The following is a 19,387-nucleotide window of genomic DNA, read 5'->3' on the forward strand; positions in this document are numbered from 1 at the left end:
CCGTTACTCCTTGGCTGGCAGGCTGTCGCCCTGATCCCGCGGGGGCGCCCCCAGCACCAGCCGCAACTGGCGCGTGAGGATATTCAGATTTTCGTCGTCGGCCTGATGATGGGGGCCGTGAAGCAGGCCCTGATATTCCATCCGACGGATGAGCCCCGTCAACACCTGCGCATCCTGCCAGGACTGGTCCGAGCCGATGACCTGGAAAAACTGACAACTGCCCTGCAGGAGAATTTCCTGATGGGCCATGACCAGCGGCGCCAGACGCGGATTGACCAGCGCTTCCTGATGAAAGGCGTGCTCGGCGACCAGATAATCGCGACGGGTCTGTAGCTGATGGCGGATGTACTCCATCGTCATGCGGGCAATGTCGTCGGCCAGCCGGACGCGATCCGCCGGACTGCCGGAGCTGCGCCGCATCAGATCGAGGAGAATGACTTCGGTGTTCTGCCAGAGCCTGGCCATGTAGACGGCACTGCGCTGGACGTATTGGGCGAAGGCATCGGTGAGCAGGTCATCGATGTCCTTGAAGTAGTAAGTGGTCGCGGACAAGGGCACACTGGCCTCGGCGGCGACGGCTCGATGCCGCACGGCCCGGACCCCATCGCGGATCACGATTCGCATGGCGGCGTCGAGAATCTGCTGGCGTCGCTGCTCGCTTCTCTCGCGTATGGCCTTGCGGCCTTGAAACCTGACACTTTTGGCAACTGCCGTAGCAACACCGGCGGCGCCTTCTTGCGCGATTTTCACGTTCAAAATCCCTTGAATCGTCGGATCGGTGGCACAAAAAAGCCGCCCTCGAAGGGCGGCTTTCGTACAGCCTGTTACGCCTGCGGACGCATGTGCGGGAACAGAATCACGTCGCGAATCGAAGGCGCGTCGGTCAGCAGCATTACCAGACGGTCAATACCGATGCCTTCGCCCGCCGTCGGCGGCATGCCGTATTCCAGGGCGCGAACGAAGTCGGCGTCGTAGTGCATGGCTTCGTCATCACCGGCGTCCTTCTCGGCCACCTGGGCCTGGAAGCGCTCGGCCTGATCTTCGGCATCGTTGAGCTCGGAGTAGGCGTTGGCGATTTCGCGGCCGCCGATGAACAGCTCGAAACGATCGGTGACGTTGGGGTTCTCGTCGTTGCGACGGGCCAGCGGCGACACTTCGAACGGGTACTGGGTGATGAAGTGCGGCTGCTCCAGCTTGTGCTCGACCAGTTCTTCGAAAATCATCACCTGCAGCTTGCCCAGACCTTCGTGGCCCAGCACCTTGGCGCCGGCCTTCTTGGCGATGGCGCGTGCAGTGTCGAGGTCTTCCAGGTCCGCAGCGCTGATGTCCGGGTTGTACTTGAGGATCGAGTCGAACACCGACAGGCGCACAAACGGCTCGCCGAAGTGGAAGACCTTGCCCTGGTACGGCACGTCGGTGGTACCCAGCACCAGTTGAGCCAGTTCGCGGAACAGCTCTTCGGTGAGGTCCATGTTGTCTTCGTAGTCCGCGTAGGCCTGGTAGAACTCAAGCATCGTGAACTCGGGGTTGTGACGGGTCGAGACGCCCTCGTTGCGGAAGTTGCGGTTGATCTCGAAGACTTTCTCGAAGCCGCCCACCACCAGACGCTTGAGGTACAGCTCCGGCGCGATGCGCAGGAACATTTCCATGTCCAGCGCGTTGTGGTGCGTTTCGAAAGGCTTGGCCGCCGCGCCGCCGGGAATGGTCTGCAGCATCGGGGTCTCGACTTCCAGGAAATCGCGCTTCATCAGGAAGCTGCGGATGTGCGCGATGACCTGCGAACGCACGCGGAAAGTGTGGCGCACGTCCTCGTTGACGATCAGGTCGACATAACGCTGGCGGTAGCGCTGCTCGGTGTCGGTCAGACCGTGGTGCTTGTCGGGCAGCGGACGCAGCGACTTGGTCAGCAGGCGCACGCTGGTCATCTCGACGTACAGGTCACCCTTGCCGGAGCGGGCCAGGGTGCCCTCGGCGGCGATGATGTCGCCCAGGTCCCAGGTCTTGACGGCCGCCAGGGTTTCTTCCGGCAGCGTCTTGCGGTTGACGTAGACCTGGATGCGACCGGTCATGTCCTGAATGACCATGAACGAGCCACGGTTGAGCATGATGCGACCGGCAACCTTGACCGGAATCGCCGCTTCGGCCAGTTCTTCCTTGGTCTTGTCGGCGTACTGCTTCTGCAGGTCGTTGCAGTAGCTGTCACGGCGGAAGTCGTTCGGGAAGGCCTGCCCCTTGGCGCGCTCGTCAGCAAGCTTTTCCTTGCGCAGGGCGATCAGGGTGTTTTCTTCCTGTTGCAGGGCTTGCGGGTCGAGTTGTTGGTCGCTCATGTCTTTAGAAATTCCATCACAGGTTCGTTGCCCCCGGTCATGGCCGGGGTTCGCGGGCAAGGCGGAATCACCGCCCCGGACGCCGTTGCGGGATCGTGATCGATCCCGCAACGCATGCCTTACAGCCCTTGCTTGAGGCTTGCCACCAGGTATTCGTCGATGTCGCCGTCGAGCACCTTGTCGCAATCGCTGCGCTCGATATTGGTCCGCAGGTCCTTGATGCGCGAGGCATCCAGCACGTAGGAGCGGATCTGGTGCCCCCAGCCGATATCGGACTTGGAATCTTCCAGCGCCTGGGACGCGGCGTTGCGCTTCTGCATCTCCTGCTCGTACAACTTGGCCCGCAGCATTTTCATGGCGGTGTCCTTGTTCGCGTGCTGGGAGCGCTCGTTCTGGCAGCTCACCACGGTGTTGGTCGGAACGTGGGTGATACGCACCGCCGAGTCGGTGGTGTTGACGTGCTGACCACCGGCACCCGAAGAGCGGTAGGTGTCGATGCGCAGATCGGACGGGTTGATATCAATCTCGATGTTATCGTCGATTTCAGGCGACACGAACACCGCCGAGAACGAGGTGTGGCGGCGCGCGCCAGAGTCGAACGGGCTCTTGCGCACCAGACGGTGTACGCCGATTTCGGTACGCAGCCAGCCAAAGGCGTATTCGCCCTTGATGTGCACGGTCGCGCCCTTGATCCCGGCAACTTCGCCGGCCGACAGCTCCATGATGGTCGCGTCGAAACCGCGCTTGTCGGCCCAGCGCAGGTACATGCGCAGCAGGATGTTGGCCCAGTCCTGCGCTTCGGTACCGCCGGAACCGGCCTGGATGTCCAGGTAGGCGTTATTGGGGTCCATATCACCGCTGAACATGCGGCGGAATTCCAGCTTCTCCAGCAGCTCGCGCAGGCGCTCGACTTCGGCGGCGACGTCATCGACGGCGGCCTGGTCTTCTTCCTCGGCGGACATCAGCAGAAGATCCCTGGCGTCGGCCAGGCCGGACTTCATGTCGTCGAGGGTATCGACGATCTGCGCCAGCAAGGCGCGTTCACGGCCAAGGTTCTGGGCGTACTCGGGATTGTTCCAGACAGCCGGATCTTCGAGCTCGCGGTTCACTTCGGTCAGACGATCACTCTTGTGATCGTAGTCAAAGATACCCCCGAATGGTTTCGGAGCGCTCGGACAGGTCCTTGATGCTGTTTAGGATCGGGTTGATTTCCATGGTGGGCAGCACTCGCAGGCGAAAATTTCAAAGCCGACGAGTATACCCCAGGGACGAGCACGAAAGCAGCCCGTTGGGCAGCCTCGTTGTAAATCCTTCTTGACAGCCCTTACCCGCCGATCTGCACCTGATTGCGCCCATTGTGCTTGGCCTGGTACAGGCCCTTGTCGGCGGCGAGGATCAGCTGGCGGCAGGGAGTACCCGGCTGGGGCGTCATGGTTGCCACGCCGATGCTGACGGTCAGCGTCGAGCCCGGCTCCGGCGAGGTATGGGCAATGTTGAGGGCAATGATGCTCTGGCGCAGCTTCTCCGCCAGCAGACGCACACCGCCCGGCGAAGTGCTGGGCAGGACCATGGCGAATTCCTCGCCGCCGTAGCGTGCCGGCAGGTCGGAAGGACGGCTGCAATTGGCGCGTATCGCCTGGGCGACCTGGCGCAGCGCTTCGTCACCCTCCAGGTGACCGAAACCGTCGTTGTACGCCTTGAAGTAGTCGACATCGATCATCATCAGCGACAGCTGGGTCTGCTCACGACTGGCTCGCCGCCATTCCAGCTCCAGGTATTCGTCGAAATGCCGGCGGTTCGACAAGCCGGTCAGGCCATCGGAATTCATCAGGCGTTGCAGTACCAGATTGGTGTCGAGCAGCTGCTGCTGGCTGACCCGCAGCGCGCGATAGGCTTCGTCGCGTTGTAGCAGGGTCATGTACGAACGCGAGTGGTAGCGGATGCGCGCCACCAGCTCGATGGTGTCGGGCAGCTTGACCAGATAATCGTTGGCGCCGGCGGCGAACGCCGCGCTCTTGATCAGCGGGTCTTCCTTGGTGGAAAGCACGATGATCGGAATGTCGCGGGTTAGCGGGTTGTTGCGGTATTCGCGCACCAGGGTCAGACCGTCCAGGCCCGGCATCACCAGGTCCTGAAGAATCACCGTCGGTTTGATCCGCACCGCCTGTTCGATGGCCTGGTGCGGGTCGGCGCAGAAGTGGAAGTCGATGTTCAACTCGCTGGCCAGTCCACGACGGACTGCCTCACCGATCATGGCCTGGTCGTCGACCAGCAATACCATGGCCGACTCGGTGTCCGGGGCCTTGAGTTCATCGAACTGCAAATCTTGCATGAAGCGTCTCCTGGTCACCGACGGCAGGTGAATTCACCTGGAAATTCATTGAGCGAATACCTCGATCAGACGAGGTGCAATAGTGGTCAGCGGTTTGATCTCGACAGCCGCATCAATAGCAGCGGCCGCCTTCGGCATGCCGTAGACGGCGGAACTCGCCTCATCCTGGGCGATGGTCAGAAAGCCTTGGCCGCGCATGGCCTTGAGCCCCCGCGCGCCGTCGCGCCCCATGCCGGTCAGCAGCACGCCGACCGCGTCACCGGTCCAATAACGCGCCACGCTTTCGAAAAATACATCGATGGAAGGCCGGTAGATTTCCTCCACCGGCTCGGCCGTGTACGCGAGAGTACCGTTTTTCAGCAACCGGATGTGATGATTGGTACCGGCCAGCAGGACGGTGCCGGGCTGCGGCTGCTCGCCTTCACGCGCCAGGCGCACCGGCAGACCGGATACCGTTGCCAGCCATTCGGCCATGCCCGCGGCGAAAATCTGGTCGACATGCTGCACCAGAACGATCGCTGGCGCAAAACTGACGGGCAGGTCGCGCAGCAGGATCTCCAGCGCCGCCGGCCCGCCGGCGGAGGAACCGATGGCAACCAGCTTGCTGCGCCTGGGCGCGGCGCGGGTGGTCGGCGAGATGCTGGTGCCGGGGCCGGTGCGCTGGCCGATCAGCCAGTGGATATTGAGGATCTTGCGCAGCAAGGGCGCCGCGGCTTCCCGCGGATCGCCAGCGCCGATCGCAGGCGTGTCGACGACGTCGAGCGCACCATGGCCCATGGCTTCGAAAACCCGGTGTACGTTCTGCTCGCGGTCGACCGTTACCAGCACGATCGCGCAGGGTGTGGCGGCCATGATCTGGCGGGTCGCTTCGACCCCGTCCATGATCGGCATGATCAGATCCATCAGGATCAGGTCGGGTGTCTGCTGCGCGCACTGGGCCACCGCCTCGGCCCCGTTGCGCGCCACCCACACGATCTGATGCGCCGGTTCGAACGCCAGCGCCCGGCGCAGCGCTTCGACCGCCATGGGCATGTCGTTGACGATGGCTATTTTCATCCGTGAGCGTCTCCGATCAATTCAACGACCGCATCGAGCAAGGCGTCGTCATGGAAACTCGCCTTGGCGAGGTAATAGTCCGCCCCGGCGTCCAGTCCCCGACGCCGGTCCTCCTCACGATCTTTGTAGGAGACGACCATGACCGGCAGCGACTGCAAGCGGGTATCGCGGCGTAGCAGGGTCACCAGTTCGATGCCGTCCATGCGCGGCATGTCGATATCGGTGATCAGCAGGTCGAAGTCTTCGGCTCGCAGCGCATTCCAGCCATCCATTCCGTCGACCGCCACCGCAACCTCGTAGCCGCGACTCACCAGCAACTTGCGCTCCAATTCGCGGACCGTCAATGAGTCATCGACCACCAGCACCCGCTTGCGCGCCATCGAACCGGCGCCTTGCCGGTCGCGCCGGTCGATGCGCTCCAGGCGCCCGGTGTTCAGCAGCTTCTCCACCGAGCGCAACATGTCCTCGACGTCGATGATCAGCACCACCGAGCCGTCGTCGAGCAAGGCCCCTGCCGAAACGTCCTGGATCTTGCCCAGCCGCGCATCCAGCGGCATGACCACCAGGGTGCGCTCGCCAATGAACCGCTCCACCGCCACGCCATACACCGCATCCCGCTCGCGGATGACCACGACCTTGAGCGCCGCGTCCGGGTTCTGGCCGGGTGGACGGTTCAACAGCTGACTGGCCGAGACCAGCCCGACATGACGCTGGTCATGCCAGAAGTGCTGGCGCCCTTCCAGTTGCACGATGTCCTCGGGTTGCAGGTCCAGCATGTGATCGATATGAGCCAGCGGGAACGCATAGGCTTCGCCGCCGACCTCCACGACCAGACTGCGCACCACCGACAGCGTCAGCGGCAGCTCGATCCGGAAACGGCTGCCCGCGCCCGGCCGGTGCTGGAGCGTGACGCTGCCGTGCATCTGCCGGACCATGTGCTGCACCGCATCGAGCCCCACGCCTCGCCCGGATATTTGAGTGACCTTGTCACGCAGGCTGAAGCCGGGCAGGAACAGGAAGCTCAACAGCTCCTCCTCGCTCAACTGCGCGGCGGTTTCGGCGGGCGAAAGGCCTCGTTCGATGATGCCGCGTCGCAAGCGCTCCAGGTCAACGCCATTGCCGTCGTCGCTCAGCTCGACCACCAGCAGCCCGGCCTGATGCGAGGCGTGCAGATGAATCAGCCCTTCCGGAGCCTTGCCCCGCTCGATCCTCTGCTGCGGCAGTTCGATGCCGTGATCCACGGCATTGCGCAGCAGGTGCGTCAGCGGCGCTTCGAGCTTTTCCAGGACGTCACGATCGACCTGGGTCTTCTCGCCCTCAATCTGCAAGCGCACCTGCTTGTCCAGCTCGCGACCCAGGTCACGCACCATGCGTGCCTGCCCGCCCAGTACATCGGCGAACGGCCGCATGCGGCAGGCCAGCGCGGTATCGTAAAGAAGCTGGGCGCGTTGCCCGGACTGCCAACCGAACTCGTCCAGTTCGGCGGCCTGCTGGACCAGCATCTGCTGCGCCTGGGACAACAGACTGCGTGCGTCATCCAGTGCCTTGCGGGCGTCGCCGTCCAGGCCGGCTTCATCCAGGGTGGCGCCGAGCGCCTCAAGAGCGCGATCACTGCCGATCTGCAAGCGCTTGAGACGCTGCATGCCCGCCAGCAAGGGCTTGATGCGCTGGGTTTCGACCAGCGCCTTGCTGGACAGGTCCAGCAGGCCATTGAGCCTTTCCGCTGTCACCCGCAGCACGCGCTCGGTGGTGTCGCCGGCGCGCCGTTCGGGCAGCCGCGGCTGGGGGGCCTCGCCAGCGGGAGCCAGCGCCGGCTCGCTCTTGTCAGGCTGTGCCAGCGGCAGGGTTACCTCCGGCGCTTGCTCAGGGAGCGGCGCCGTCGCTGACGGAACGTCGAAAGCCGCAGGTGAGGCCGGCTCGGCGAATGGCATCGTCACCGAACGCGCGGCACCGGCGCCCGAAGCGAGCAAGGTTTCCAGCCGCTGTACGTAAGCCTCGACATCGCTCTGGCTGACCGGGTTGTCACCGGGTGTGGCGATGCGCATCAACAGGTCGGTGCCGAACAGCAGCGCGTCGATATGCTCAGGCTGCAACAACAGGCGGCCGTCCTGGGCGCTGACCAGACAGTCTTCCATGACATGGGCGACGCTCACGCCGGCATCCACGCCCACGATCCGCGCCGCGCCCTTGAGCGAGTGGGCCGCGCGCATGCAGGCTTCGAGCTGGTCGGCCAGAGTCGGGCTGCGTTCGAGTGCCAGCAGGCCGGCGCTCAAGACCTGGGTCTGGGCTTCGGCTTCCAGCTTGAACAGCTCGAACAGCGAGGCGTCGCGCATCTGATCCGGTGTCATGTGAGGCTCCGGTAAACGGCCGACAGCAGTTCCTGCTCATCCAGCAGACGCAGACTGCGATCTTTCCACTGCAGCACGCCGCGGGTGAACCGGGCGTTGGCGTGGGTGCCGGACGTCGAAGCATTGTCCAGCACCCGCTCTTCCATGCGGTGAATGCCTTCGACTTCGTCCACAGGAACGACCACCGGCCCGCCCTCCGCCGCCAGGATCAGCATGCGCGCCACGATCCGTGTCGAAGTCGACGCCACCGGCTGGCTGTCCAGCCCGAGCAGTTCGACCAGGGAAATACAGGCGACCAGCGCTCCGCGCACATTGGCCACGCCAAGCAAGGCGCGGGAACGCTGGTGCGGAAGCGAATGAATGGCTTGTAGTGGCGCGACCTCCGACAGGCAGCGGGTCGCAAGGCCCAGCCATTCTTCGCCGAGGCGAAACACCAGGATCGAGCGGGTCTTGAGATCGCGCGCAAGCTCGGTGACCTGTATCTGGTCGCGCAGGTCCTGGACCAGCGCATAGCGATCCAGCAAGCGCGTAGCAGCGGCCGAGTACACCGCGCAGTTGCGGCAATGAATATGCTCCGGCAGCAGCGGGCACGAACGATCACCGTGGACGCCGATGCGGTTCCAGCAATCGTCGATGACGTCGTCGGCGTCGCGGTTCAGGCTGTAGAGGCTGGAGGACTCATTCATCGCTCGGTTCCTTGCCGATCTGCGCCACGCGCGGCCCGTTCCTGCAAGCGCCGCGCGCCTGCCACGTCTCCCTGTGCCGCCAGCAACGCGGCCAGCTGTGCGAGCGACTCGACATGCTGCGGCTGCAAGTACAGCGCTTTGCGGTAGAAACCTTGCGCCTGCGCGGCCTGTCCGTCCACTTCGGCGAGCAGACCCAGCCAGTAGAACACCTGGGCGACTGGCTCATGTGTGTGCAGATAGCGCTCGCACGCCGAGCGCGCTTCGGCGCTGCGACCTTCATTGGCGAACCGCGCGATACTCGCCAGCAGCTCGGCCGCCTCGCCCCCGTCGCTGGACGCCGGCCTGTTCGGGATACGCGGGGTCGGCGTGCCAAGGCGCGGGACAGGATGCGACGCCGGGCGCGACACCGGGCGCGGCACCTCGATGGGGGCTTTCAGTCGTCGCTGGGCCGTGGCGGCACTTGGCGCGGCCGCCACCTGCGCGCTTTCCACGGGCGCATGGCGGAAGGCGAAGGATTGAGACACGCCAATGGAGCGCATACCGATGCCTGCCAGCAGACTGCCTTCTGCGGGACCGATGAACAGCACTCCGTCGTTCAAAGTCAGGCGCTTGAGCACTTCGAACACATGCTTCTGGGTCGGCTGATCGAAATAGATGACCAGATTTCGGCAGAACACGAAGTCGTAGCTGGCGCGAGCCAGCAGGTTCGGATCGAGCAGGTTGCTCGGCTGGAAATCCACGCGCTCGCGAACCCGCTCGGCAATCTGATAGCCCTGCTCACCTTGTGTGAAATAGCGATCGCGATAGCCGATATCGGCTCCCCGGAACGAGTTTTTTCCATACAGGCCGCGTCTGGCGCGTTCGATGGACAAAGGGCTGATGTCCATGGCGTCGATCTTGAACTGGCCGGCTGCGAGTCCGGCGTCGAACAAGGCCATTGCAATCGAGTACGGCTCTTCGCCGGTCGAGCACGGCAGGCTGAGGATTCGCAGCGGCCGCGCGCCGGCGAGCGAGGCCAGGCGCGCATTCGCCAGTCTGCCGAGGGTGACGAAGGATTCGGCGTAACGGAAAAACCAGGTTTCCGGCACGATCACCGCTTCGATCAGGGCCTGCTGTTCCTGCGCCGAGCTGATCAGCAGCTGCCAGTAGGCGTCACTGTCCGCTGCGCCGGATGCGGCCGCCCGCTGGCGCAGTGCTCGTTCGACGATGGCTTCGCCGACCGATGCGACATCCAGGCCGATGCGTTCCTTGAGGAATCCGAAGAAGCGCGCGTCGTCGCTCACCGCGCATCCTCCAGTCGCTCAAGATCGATGGGCGTGACCGGATACAGAAGCTCGCGAACCGGCTCGCTGAGCAACTCCTGCACGTCGATCCATTGCAACAGGCCCAGGGCGTCTTCGCGAACCGGCCCAAGGTAGGGAGCCAGCCGGTTGTCGAGTCCGTATTCCTTGAAATCGCTGGCCGGGCAACGCAGGGTTTCGGTCACTTGCTCCAGAATCAGGCCCAGCAACTGCGCCGGATGCCGGTCATCGTGGCGATAGTTGACCAGCACCATACGCGTGCTGGTGCGCGGTTGCGCAGGCACACCGGAGTTCAAGGCACTGATGTCGATCACCGGAACGATTTCGCCACGATGCGCAAAGATACCCGCGACCCAGTCCGGCGCCTGCGCGATGGCCTTGAGTCGGCGACGCGGCAGGATTTCCACGATCTCGGTCGCCTCCAGCGCGTAGCGCTCCTCGCCAATGCGAAACAGCAGAAACAGCTTGTCGCGGACCCGCACGGGCCCGGCGCTTTTCGCCAGATGATCGATCATCCGCTGGCTCAGACTTTGAAGCGCGAGACGCCGCCGCGCAGTCCGGCCGCGACCTGGCTCAGCTCATCGATGGCGGAGCTGGCCTGACGCAGCGAGTCCACTGTCTGGCTGCTGGCGTCGGCCAGTTGCACCAGCGCCTGATTGATCTGTTCGGCACCGGTGGCCTGGGCCTGCATACCTTCGTTGACCATCAACACCCGCGGTGCCAGCGCCTGGACCTGATGAATGATCTGCGACAACTGCTCGCCCACCTGAGTGACCTCGAACATTCCGCGCCGTACTTCTTCGGAGAACTTGTCCATGCCCATGACCCCGGCCGATACCGCCGACTGAATCTCGCGCACCATCTGCTCGATATCGTAAGTGGCGACCGCGGTCTGATCGGCCAGACGGCGCACTTCGGTGGCCACTACCGCAAACCCACGACCGTACTCGCCGGCCTTCTCTGCTTCGATGGCGGCGTTGAGCGACAGCAGGTTGGTCTGGTCGGCGACCTTGACGATGGTCACCACCACCTGATTGATGTTGCCGGCCTTCTCGTTGAGGATCGCCAGCTTGGCGTTGACCAGATCGGCGGCGCCCATGACCTGATGCATGGTGTCTTCCATGCGCGCCAGGCCTTGCTGGCCGGAGCCGGCGAGGATCGAGGCCTGGTCAGCCGCGTTGGTGACTTCGGTCATGGTGCGTACCAGATCCCGCGAGGTCGCGGCGATCTCGCGGGATGTCGCGCCGATTTCAGTGGTGGTCGCGGCCGTCTCGGTCGCCGTCGCCTGCTGCTGACGCGACGTTGCAGCGATTTCCGTCACCGAGGTGGTGACCTGCACGGAGGAGCGCTGCGCCTGGGCCACCAGCGCATTGAGATCGGTCATCATGTCGTTGAAGCCAGTCTCCACCGCATTGAATTCGTCATTGCGGTCCAGCTTCAGGCGCGAGCTGAGGTCGCCGGTTCGCATCACACCCAGGATTCGCACGATCAGCTCCATGGGCGCGATGATCGAACGCATCAGCAGCAGGCCGCACGTCCCGGCGGCCAGCACCGCCAAGAGCAGGGAAATCACCATGCTGATCTTGGCGCCGAGCACAGCGTTGACGATGTTCTGGCTGGCACTGTCGGCCAGTTGCTTGTTGGCGACGATGATGTCGTTGAGCTGGCGACGCCCCTCGGACCAGACCGGGTTGACCTGCTCGTAGAATTCGGCGCGCGCGACCGGGTAATCGCCCCGTTCATAGGCGGCATGAACCTCGGCCAGCAATCTGGAGTAGGCCTCGCGGCGCTTCTCGAAGGCGGCGAAATTGGCCCGGTCGGATTCGTCGAAAATCGACTGTTTGTAGCCGTCGATCTGCGTTTGCAGATTCTCTTCGAAACCGGCGAACTGTTCCTTTTCCTGCGCGGTAAGGGGACGCGCTTTGCCTTCGCCGATCAGCTCCAAGGTGCGAATGTAACTTTCGCCCCAGGCGCTGCGCACCAGCGTGCTGTAGTAGACGCCGGGCAATGCGTCCTGGCGGACCTGTTCTCCGCTGGATTCGATGGACAACAAGCGCGAGTAGGAAACGACCACCATCAGCAGCATGATTGCGATGATGACGGCAAAGCTCGCCAGAATCCGTTGGCGCAGGGTCCAGTTCTTCACAGTCAGCCCTCAAGAGTTCAACGACGGCCAGAGCCGTGTTCAAGAAGCGGACCGACGAGCGGTCCCGGCGGCGGGAGTATAGCCCAGCCGCCCAAGCAAAAGCGTTGCGTCTCACCCGTCATGGAAAAGCGAGTCGGCGCGCGATGGCGTGTAGAGGGGATATCGGCAGCGATCGCAGAAACATCACTGCCCGGCAGGAGTGTTCCCTCTCGTAGGAGCCAGCTTGCTGGCGATTCTTGATACCTGCCAACCGTCCGCTCTTGCTGCCGCTGCGCGGCAGATCGCCAGCAAGCTGGCTCCTACACGGGATACATGCCTCAGGCGTTGCGCACCTGGTTTTCCAGTTCGGCCTTGAGTCCCGGTTCCAGTTTGAGCTGGCGGGCCAGTTCGTCCAGATAGGCGCGTTCCATGAAATGCTCTTGATCCACCAGCATGACACTGGCGATGTACATTTCGGCGGCGATTTCCGGGGTGCGCGCGGCGCGAGCCACTTCCGCTGGGTCCAGCGGCTTGTTCAGTTCGGCATGCAGCCACTGCTGCAAATCCTGGTCGGTGCCCATCCTGGAAAACTCGCCTTCGATTAATTCACGCTCGCGCTCGTCGACATGACCGTCAGCCTTGGCCGCCGCGACCAGTGCCCGCAGAATCGCCTCGCTGTGGACTTCAGCTTCGGTTTCCGGCAACCGGTCGATGGTCTGGGGTTCGGTGCGACCGGCCTGCCCCTGACTCGCCTGCCAGTTCTCGAAGGCTTTGTAGGCCAGTACGCCCAGGGCCGCCAGCCCGCCATAGGTCAACGCCTTGCCGCCCATGCCGCGCGCGCCCTTGCCCCTGAGCAGACTCATCGCGCCGGCCGCCAGTGCGCCGCCGCCCGCTCCCGACAGCAGACCGCCCAGCCCGCCACTCGAGGTCTTGCCGCCGGCCAGCAGGCTGCTCAGCCCACCGACCAGCGAATCGTTGCCGGACGACCGCTTGCCCGGCTTTGCGCTGACCTTGTCTTGCAGCATGGACTGTCCGGACTTGAGCAGTTGATCCAGTAAGCCGCGCGTATTCATAAGAAACCTCCACAAAGTTTGTCAGATGATTCATTGACCGGCAGCGTAAGGAATATTTTCCAGCGTACGACAAAGGGTGTGATTCGGAATGTTGCGGGCTGCGACCGACAATCGTACGTCGCTACCCATTCCCCAACGGCACTAAACATCGGACAATGCCTGTCGACCACTTATATGTACCGTATCCTTTTGCGACCTATTCGTATGAATGTCTTACGTTCGCAGCGTATTTCTACGGGAGCTGATCTGAAGTGAGTCCGCAGAACGGGTTTCCGGCCGGCGACAGCGAGGCGGCCAGGATCATCAGGGCCAGGGACTGGAGCCGGACATCGCTGGGGCCTCGAGAGCTCTGGCCGTCATCCCTGAAAGTCGCGCTCAACCTGATCCTCAATTCGCCGGACTCCATGTATCTGGTGTGGGGTCCGGAGCTGCTCTTTTTCTATAACGATGCCTACGCCCCGATATTAGGCCCCCGCCTGTCGCGGGCCATCGGCGCCCGGCTTCCCGAACTGTGGTCGGACGTCTGGGATCAAGTGGCCCCCATGGTCGACGACGCGCTGGCCGGCAAGCCCTTCCAGTGTGTCGACCTGCCCCTGACCATGGCCCGCTATGGCGAAATTGAGCAGACCTGGTGGTCGTTTTCGTTTTCCCCGTTGTACGACGAACAGGACTGCATCGTCGGCATGTTCTGCAGCACCAACGAAACGACCCAGCATGTGCTCAATCGCCAGGCGCTGGACGCCAGCGAGCACAAGCGGCTGCGACTGATCGACGACCTCATGAATCTTGAGCGTCGTCAGGCCGCCATGCTGGCCCAGCGCACCGTCGAACTGGATACCTTCTGGCAGATATCACCGGATCTTCTGGCGATGATCGATTTCAACGGTATCTTTCTGCGGGTCAACCCGGCCTGGAGTACGGTACTGGGACGTGATCCCCGCGAGCTGATCGGGACCTCGATCCTTGATCTGGTGCATCCCGACGACCGCGCCAGCACTCAGGGGGCGCTGGAGCACGCGACCGGGCAGGTACTGCCGCTGTTCGAAAACCGCTACCTGCACGCCGACGGCACCTGGCGCTGGATCGGCTGGACCGCCGCGCCGGGCAACGGAATGATTTTCGGTCTGGGCAAGCACATGACCCATGAAAAGCAACGCTCCGAAGCGCTGCGGGCTACCGAGGAAGCTCTGCGCCAATCGCAGAAGATGGAAGCCGTCGGCCAGCTCACCGGCGGACTTGCTCATGACTTCAACAACCTGCTGATGGGCGTCTCCGGCAATATCGAATTGCTGCAGAGCCGGGTCAATCAGGGTCGTTTCACCGAGTTGGGCCGCTACATCGGTGCGGCACTGGAAGGCTCGCGGCGTGCCGCTTCGCTGACCCATCGTCTGCTGGCGTTCTCGCGTCGTCAGACGCTGGCGCCCAAGCCGACCGACGTCGATGAGCTGGTGCAAGGCATGGAAGAGCTGATTCGCGGTACGGTCGGCCCGGCCATCGACATGCGTGTCAACGGCACCCCCGGCCTGTGGGCCACCATGGTCGATCCTCACCAGTTGGAAAATGCCCTGCTCAATCTGTGCATCAACGCCCGGGACGCCATGCCGGACGGCGGCCGTCTGCGGATCGAAACCAGCAACCTGCGGCTGGACGCAAGCGCTGCCCAGAAACTGCAACTGACGCCCGGCCGCTACGTGGCCCTGTCGGTGGCCGATACCGGCACCGGAATGTCGCCGGACGTGGTCAGCCGTGCCTTCGATCCATTTTTCACCACCAAGCCCATCGGCATGGGGACGGGCCTGGGCCTGTCGATGATTTATGGTTTTGCCCGGCAGTCAGGCGGCGGTGTGAGCATCATTTCGAGCCTCGGGCGCGGCAGCGAAGTCCGGATCTTTCTGCCCATGCTGGACGAGAGGGTTCTGTGCAGCGATGCCGACGCTGCCGATGAGCCTTTGATCGCCAAGGCGGCCGGCGGCGAGACGGTTCTGGTGGTGGACGATGAGCCGGCCGTGCGCTCGCTGATTTCCGAGGTGTTGTCAGAGCTGGGCTGTCGGGTACTGGAAGCCGAGCATGGGGCCGCGGCCCTCGTCATCCTGCAATCGGACGCGACCATCGATCTGTTGATTTCCGACGTCGGCCTGCCCGGCGGCATGAATGGCCGGCAACTGGCGGATGCCGCACGGCTGCTGCGCGCAGATCTGAAAGTATTGTTCGTGACCGGTTACGCCGAGAACGCAGCATTGGGTGACGGCGTGCTGGAACCGGGCATGCACATATTGCCCAAACCCTTTTCCATCGCGGCGCTGAACGCCAGGGTGACCGGACTGCTGGATGGCCCGGCCACGTAACCGTAGGAGCCAGCTTGCTGGCGATAAACCTATCGCCAGCAAGCTGGCTCCTACAGCATCAATCCCGAAGATCGGACTCGTGGATCGGTTGGTCGCGGTGTGTGGCGCGCTGGTACTGCGCAGGCCAGGTCGCCTTGCGACCGCCCAGGTCGTCGTCGGCGTGCAGTGCCCAGTAAGGATCGCGCAACAGTTCGCGGGCCAGCAGGATGATGTCGGCCTGGCCGGTGCGCAGGATATGCTCGGCTTGTGCCGGTTCGGTGATCATCCCGACTGTGCCGGTCGCAATGCCTGACTCCTTGCGAACGCGTTCGGCGAAACGAGTCTGGTAACCGGGGCCAACCGGGATTTCCGCATTGGCCGCGGTACCGCCCGAGGACACATCGACCAGGTCCGCGCCCAAGGCCCTGAGGCGACGGGCTAGCTCCACGGTCTCGTCCGGGTTCCAGCCGTCTTCGACCCAGTCGGTCGCCGACACGCGTACGAACACTGGCAGTTCGTCTGGCCAGATATCACGGATCGCCTCGGTGACCTGCAAGGTCAGGCGGATACGGTTCTCGAAGGAGCCGCCGTATTGATCGGTGCGCTGGTTGCTCAGTGGCGACAGGAACTGGTGCAGCAGATAACCGTGGGCGGCATGCACTTCAACCACCTTGAAGCCCGCGATCAGGGAGCGACGCGCGGCATCCACGAACGCCTGGACGATACCCTGGATCTGACCTTCGCTCAGCTGGGTCGGCACGGTGTGCTGGGGATCGAAAGCGATGGCCGAGGGACCGACCGGCGTCCAGCCGCCTTCGCTGTGCGGCACGCTGCCGTGTTTGCCCAACCATGGCCGCCAGGTACTGGCCTTGCGACCGGCGTGGGCCAGCTGGATTCCGGCCACTGAACCCTGGGCAGTAATGAAGCGGGTGATGCGCTGCAAGCCTTCGATCTGCTCGTCGTTCCACAGGCCCAGGTCTTGCGGCGTGATCCGCCCGTCTTCGGTCACCGCCGTCGCCTCGGTGATCACCAGACCCGCTCCGCCTACCGCACGGCTGCCGAGGTGCACCAGGTGCCAGTCATTGGCGAGTCCGTCGGCGCTGGAGTACTGGCACATCGGTGAAACGGCGATGCGATTGGGCAGGGTCAGTTGGCGCAGGGTGTAGGGTTCAAGCAGCAGGCTCATGGCGACCTCTCGAATTGAAAATCAGGCGTCCAGATTGATTCTTCGTAGACAGAGCCTAGTCGACAACTCGAGGGTCGGAGGGGTTCCGGCTCATCGCGGGGCGATGTGCGCCACCAGCAATTGCACGGTTTCGTTGCCCCGGAACTCGTTGAGGTCCAGCTTGTAGGCCAGCTCCACCCAGCGGATGGTCGGGTTGGGCCAGATGTCGCGGTCCACGCCGAAGGCGATGCCGTCCAGCTTCACCGTACCGCATTCGGTCCTGAGCACCATCTTGAGGTGCCGCTCCCCGACCACGCGCTGTTCCACCAGCTCGAATACACCATGAAACATCGGCTCGGGGAAATGCTGGCCCCACGGCCCCGCGTTGCGCAGCGCACGGGCCAGTTCCAGATGGAATTCCTCGACCGCCAGCGAGCCGTCCGACAGCAGACGACCGGTCAGGTCTTCTTCACACAACTGGCGCCGCACTTCCTCATCGAACGCCTGGGCGAAAGCAGGAAAGTTTTCTTCCGGCAGCGACAGCCCGGCGGCCATCGCGTGACCACCGAATTTGCTGATCAGATCGGGATGACGCGCCGCCACGGCGTCCAGCGCGTCGCGAATATGAAAGCCGGGCACCGAACGCGCCGAACCCTTGAGCACTCCTTCGCCGGCACTGGCGAAGGCAATGGTCGGGCGGTGGTAGCGTTCCTTCAGACGCGAGGCCAGGATGCCGATCACGCCCTGATGCCACTCGGCGTCGAACAGGCACAGACCGAACGGCATGGACTCCACCGGCAGGTCCTTGAGCTGGGCCAGCGCTTCACGCTGCATGCCCTGCTCGATGGATTTGCGGTCCTGGTTAAGCTCATCCAGTTGCGTGGCCATTTCCCGCGCCAGCACAGGATCGTCGCACAACAGGCATTCGATCCCCAGGCTCATGTCGTCCAGCCGTCCCGCCGCATTGAGCCGGGGTCCGAGGATGAAGCCCAGATCCGTCGAGGTAATGCGCGACGGCTCGCGGCGCGCCACCTCCAGAATGGCTTTCAGCCCTGGGCGTGCGCGTCCGGCGCGGATGCGCATCAGCCCCTGATGAACCAGAATTCGGTTATTGGCATCCAGCGGCACCACGTCAGCCACGCTGCCCAGCGCGACCAGATCCAGCAGTTCTCCGAGGTTCGGCTCGGCGCGCCCGGTGCGCTCGAACCAGCCATCGGCGCGCAACCGGGCACGCAGCGCCAGCAACACGTAGAAAATGACGCCCACGCCCGCCAGTGATTTGCTGGGGAATGTACAACCCGGCTGATTCGGATTGACGATGGCGTCTGCCGCAGGCAATTCGTGGCCCGGCAAGTGGTGGTCGGTCACCAGCACCTCGAGGCCGGCGGCCTTGGCGGCAGCCACACCTTCGACGCTGGAAATGCCGTTGTCGACGGTAATCAACAGTTGTGGCCCACGCTCCAGCGCCACCTGGACAATTTCCGGCGTCAGGCCGTAGCCGTATTCGAAACGATTCGGCACCAGATAGTCGACATGCTCCGCGCCCAGCAGCCGCAGACCGAGAACGCCTACCGTGCTGGCCGTCGCGCCGTCGGCGTCGAAGTCGCCGACGATCAGCAGCCGCTGGCGCTGTTCGAGCGCCTTGACCAGCAGATCCACCGCGGCGTCAATGCCCTTGAGCTGCTGATACGGGACCAATCGCGCCAGGCTTTTATCCAGTTCGGTCGCGCATGCAACGCCACGCGCCGCGTAGAGGCGCGTGAGCAGCGGCGGCAGGTCGCCGAGGAAAGGCAGGGTGTCGGGCAGCAGGCGGGATTCGATGCGCATTCGGTTTTGCAAATTCTCTTGTCGTCACGTTGAACAGTGCGGCAGACGGGCGGATCAGCCTCGCTCGCCGGCGAGCCATTGCAGCTGGACTTCATGCTGGCCGCGGTCGTCGGTCACGAACACCGTGCCCTCGCTGATCATCACATCCCATTTGATGACCCGGGGCATGTCCTTGGCCAGCACCTCCAGCACTTCCTGAGGCACAGCAGCGATGTTGACGTTCTTCAGGGTTTTGACCGCCGGGACCACCTTGCCTTCCCAGACCCGAAGGCTGCCGTACGCCAGCAGGCTGGTGCGCTCGGTGCGACGGGAACACCAGGTCAGGCGCTCGGCATCGGGCTGGCCGACCTCGATCCAGTGGAGGACGCGATCATCCAGGCTTTTTTCCCACAGCGCCGGTTCGTCCACTTCCGAAAGGCCCCGACCGAACGATAACTGTTCGTTGTACCAGAGGGCATAGGCCAGCAGACGCACGGTCATGCGTTCTTCGGTCTCCGAAGGATGACGGGCGATGGTCTGCTTGACGCTTTCATACACCCCGCGATCCAGGTCGGTGAGGTTCAGTTCGAATTTGTAGGTCGTCGACGGCTGGGCCATGATGGGCTCTGGAATACGGAAAAGGCGGCAAGTCTACCCGATGCGCGCGCAACGAACGACCTCGCCGGTCGTTGTGAAGGGGTAAAGATCTTGACCGGCACCAGGACACAGGGCTATTTGTAGCCATCATCCAATGTTTTCAAGGACTGAAGCCCGCGAATGCCCGTCCGAATCCCGCAATCGAGCTGCTTCAGACCGATCCGGTGGTTGCCGGTCCTGCTGGTGT

Annotated in this window: 14 protein-coding genes and 2 pseudogenes; 1 reads left to right on the plus strand and 15 read right to left on the minus strand. The window is 63.5% G+C overall.

Features of this window, described 5'->3' with window-relative positions; translation table 11 throughout:
• Positions 1 to 3: 3 nt before the first annotated feature.
• The 12 genes and pseudogenes from TRP66_RS20715 to TRP66_RS20765 form a co-directional block, all read right to left on the minus strand.
• Positions 4 to 750 (minus strand): TetR/AcrR family transcriptional regulator, encoded by a 747-nt coding sequence (locus TRP66_RS20715; protein WP_333406638.1) that lies wholly within the window; start codon positions 748 to 750, stop codon positions 4 to 6.
• A 74-nt stretch (positions 751 to 824) separates the two neighbouring features.
• Positions 825 to 2,327 (minus strand): lysine--tRNA ligase, encoded by a 1,503-nt coding sequence (gene lysS, locus TRP66_RS20720; protein ID WP_333406640.1) that lies wholly within the window; start codon positions 2,325 to 2,327, stop codon positions 825 to 827.
• A gap of 119 nt (positions 2,328 to 2,446) precedes the next feature.
• Positions 2,447 to 3,542 (minus strand): peptide chain release factor 2 gene (gene prfB, locus TRP66_RS20725; RefSeq protein ID WP_333406642.1). Its coding sequence is split into 2 segments (ribosomal slippage): positions 2,447 to 3,469 and positions 3,471 to 3,542, totalling 1,095 coding nucleotides; the frame shifts between segments, so codons are not numbered across the junction.
• Between the two features lie 109 nt (positions 3,543 to 3,651).
• Positions 3,652 to 4,659: a PleD family two-component system response regulator gene (locus TRP66_RS20730; protein WP_333406644.1), complete on the minus strand. Its 1,008-nt coding sequence runs from the start codon at positions 4,657 to 4,659 to the stop codon at positions 3,652 to 3,654.
• Positions 4,660 to 4,704: 45 nt separating this feature from the next.
• On the minus strand, positions 4,705 to 5,715 hold the full coding sequence (locus tag TRP66_RS20735; RefSeq protein ID WP_333406646.1) for a chemotaxis response regulator protein-glutamate methylesterase: 1,011 nt from the start codon (positions 5,713 to 5,715) through the stop codon (positions 4,705 to 4,707).
• Positions 5,712 to 7,529, minus strand: a pseudogene (locus tag TRP66_RS20740) (hybrid sensor histidine kinase/response regulator); the annotation flags it as partial. The pseudogene TRP66_RS20740 and the gene TRP66_RS20735, both read right to left, overlap by 4 nt.
• A gap of 116 nt (positions 7,530 to 7,645) precedes the next feature.
• Positions 7,646 to 8,063 (minus strand): annotated as a pseudogene (locus TRP66_RS23705) (Hpt domain-containing protein); the annotation flags it as partial.
• Complete coding sequence (locus tag TRP66_RS20745; protein ID WP_333406650.1) at positions 8,060 to 8,749, minus strand: chemotaxis protein CheW; 690 nt, start codon at positions 8,747 to 8,749, stop codon at positions 8,060 to 8,062. The pseudogene TRP66_RS23705 and the gene TRP66_RS20745, both read right to left, overlap by 4 nt.
• Complete coding sequence (locus tag TRP66_RS20750; protein WP_333406651.1) at positions 8,746 to 10,032, minus strand: protein-glutamate O-methyltransferase CheR; 1,287 nt, start codon at positions 10,030 to 10,032, stop codon at positions 8,746 to 8,748. Before TRP66_RS20750 ends, TRP66_RS20745 begins: the two co-directional genes overlap by 4 nt.
• Positions 10,029 to 10,565: a chemotaxis protein CheW gene (locus tag TRP66_RS20755; protein WP_333406652.1), complete on the minus strand. Its 537-nt coding sequence runs from the start codon at positions 10,563 to 10,565 to the stop codon at positions 10,029 to 10,031. The genes TRP66_RS20750 and TRP66_RS20755 overlap by 4 nt, the downstream gene beginning before the upstream one ends.
• An 8-nt stretch (positions 10,566 to 10,573) precedes the next feature.
• Positions 10,574 to 12,196, minus strand: a complete 1,623-nt coding sequence (locus TRP66_RS20760) for a methyl-accepting chemotaxis protein (RefSeq protein ID WP_333406654.1) — start codon at positions 12,194 to 12,196, stop codon at positions 10,574 to 10,576.
• 317 nt (positions 12,197 to 12,513) lie between these two features.
• Complete coding sequence (locus TRP66_RS20765; RefSeq protein ID WP_333406656.1) at positions 12,514 to 13,248, minus strand: tellurite resistance TerB family protein; 735 nt, start codon at positions 13,246 to 13,248, stop codon at positions 12,514 to 12,516.
• Positions 13,249 to 13,499: 251 nt separating this feature from the next.
• On the opposite strand from TRP66_RS20765, the gene TRP66_RS20770 reads away from it, so the two are divergent.
• Complete coding sequence (locus TRP66_RS20770; protein WP_333406658.1) at positions 13,500 to 15,593, plus strand: PAS domain-containing protein; 2,094 nt, start codon at positions 13,500 to 13,502, stop codon at positions 15,591 to 15,593.
• A 58-nt stretch (positions 15,594 to 15,651) separates the two neighbouring features.
• Here TRP66_RS20770 and TRP66_RS20775 read toward each other — a convergent pair whose 3' ends face one another.
• From TRP66_RS20775 to TRP66_RS20785, 3 genes are all read right to left on the minus strand, one after another.
• The gene (locus tag TRP66_RS20775; protein ID WP_333406660.1) at positions 15,652 to 16,758 is read right to left on the minus strand and encodes an NADH:flavin oxidoreductase/NADH oxidase; all 1,107 of its coding nucleotides are present in this window, start codon (positions 16,756 to 16,758) and stop codon (positions 15,652 to 15,654) included.
• A gap of 90 nt (positions 16,759 to 16,848) precedes the next feature.
• Positions 16,849 to 18,564, minus strand: a complete 1,716-nt coding sequence (recJ, locus tag TRP66_RS20780; protein WP_333406662.1) for a single-stranded-DNA-specific exonuclease RecJ — start codon at positions 18,562 to 18,564, stop codon at positions 16,849 to 16,851.
• A 54-nt stretch (positions 18,565 to 18,618) separates the two neighbouring features.
• Positions 18,619 to 19,161 carry a YaeQ family protein gene (locus TRP66_RS20785; RefSeq protein WP_333406665.1) on the minus strand — a complete coding sequence of 181 codons (543 nt, stop codon included), beginning with the start codon at positions 19,159 to 19,161 and terminating at the stop codon, positions 18,619 to 18,621.
• Between the last annotated feature and the right edge of the window lie 226 nt (positions 19,162 to 19,387).

Origin of the sequence: Pseudomonas sp. JDS28PS106, from assembly GCF_036706555.1 — a bacterium.
In the GTDB taxonomy this organism is placed as follows: Bacteria; Pseudomonadota; Gammaproteobacteria; order Pseudomonadales; family Pseudomonadaceae; genus Aquipseudomonas.

Excerpts from the sequence above, each read along its gene's own strand:
- lysS (WP_333406640.1), bottom strand. The coding sequence starts at position 2,327 with ATGAGCGACCAACAACTCGACCCGCAAGCCCTGCAACAGGAAGAAAAC.
- TRP66_RS20730 (WP_333406644.1), bottom strand. The coding sequence starts at position 4,659 with ATGCAAGATTTGCAGTTCGATGAACTCAAGGCCCCGGACACCGAGTCG.
- TRP66_RS20735 (WP_333406646.1), bottom strand. The coding sequence starts at position 5,715 with ATGAAAATAGCCATCGTCAACGACATGCCCATGGCGGTCGAAGCGCTG.
- TRP66_RS20745 (WP_333406650.1), bottom strand. The coding sequence starts at position 8,749 with ATGAATGAGTCCTCCAGCCTCTACAGCCTGAACCGCGACGCCGACGAC.
- TRP66_RS20755 (WP_333406652.1), bottom strand. The coding sequence starts at position 10,565 with ATGATCGATCATCTGGCGAAAAGCGCCGGGCCCGTGCGGGTCCGCGAC.
- TRP66_RS20765 (WP_333406656.1), bottom strand. The coding sequence starts at position 13,248 with ATGAATACGCGCGGCTTACTGGATCAACTGCTCAAGTCCGGACAGTCC.
- TRP66_RS20775 (WP_333406660.1), bottom strand. The coding sequence starts at position 16,758 with ATGAGCCTGCTGCTTGAACCCTACACCCTGCGCCAACTGACCCTGCCC.
- recJ (WP_333406662.1), bottom strand. The coding sequence starts at position 18,564 with ATGCGCATCGAATCCCGCCTGCTGCCCGACACCCTGCCTTTCCTCGGC.
- TRP66_RS20785 (WP_333406665.1), bottom strand. The coding sequence starts at position 19,161 with ATGGCCCAGCCGTCGACGACCTACAAATTCGAACTGAACCTCACCGAC.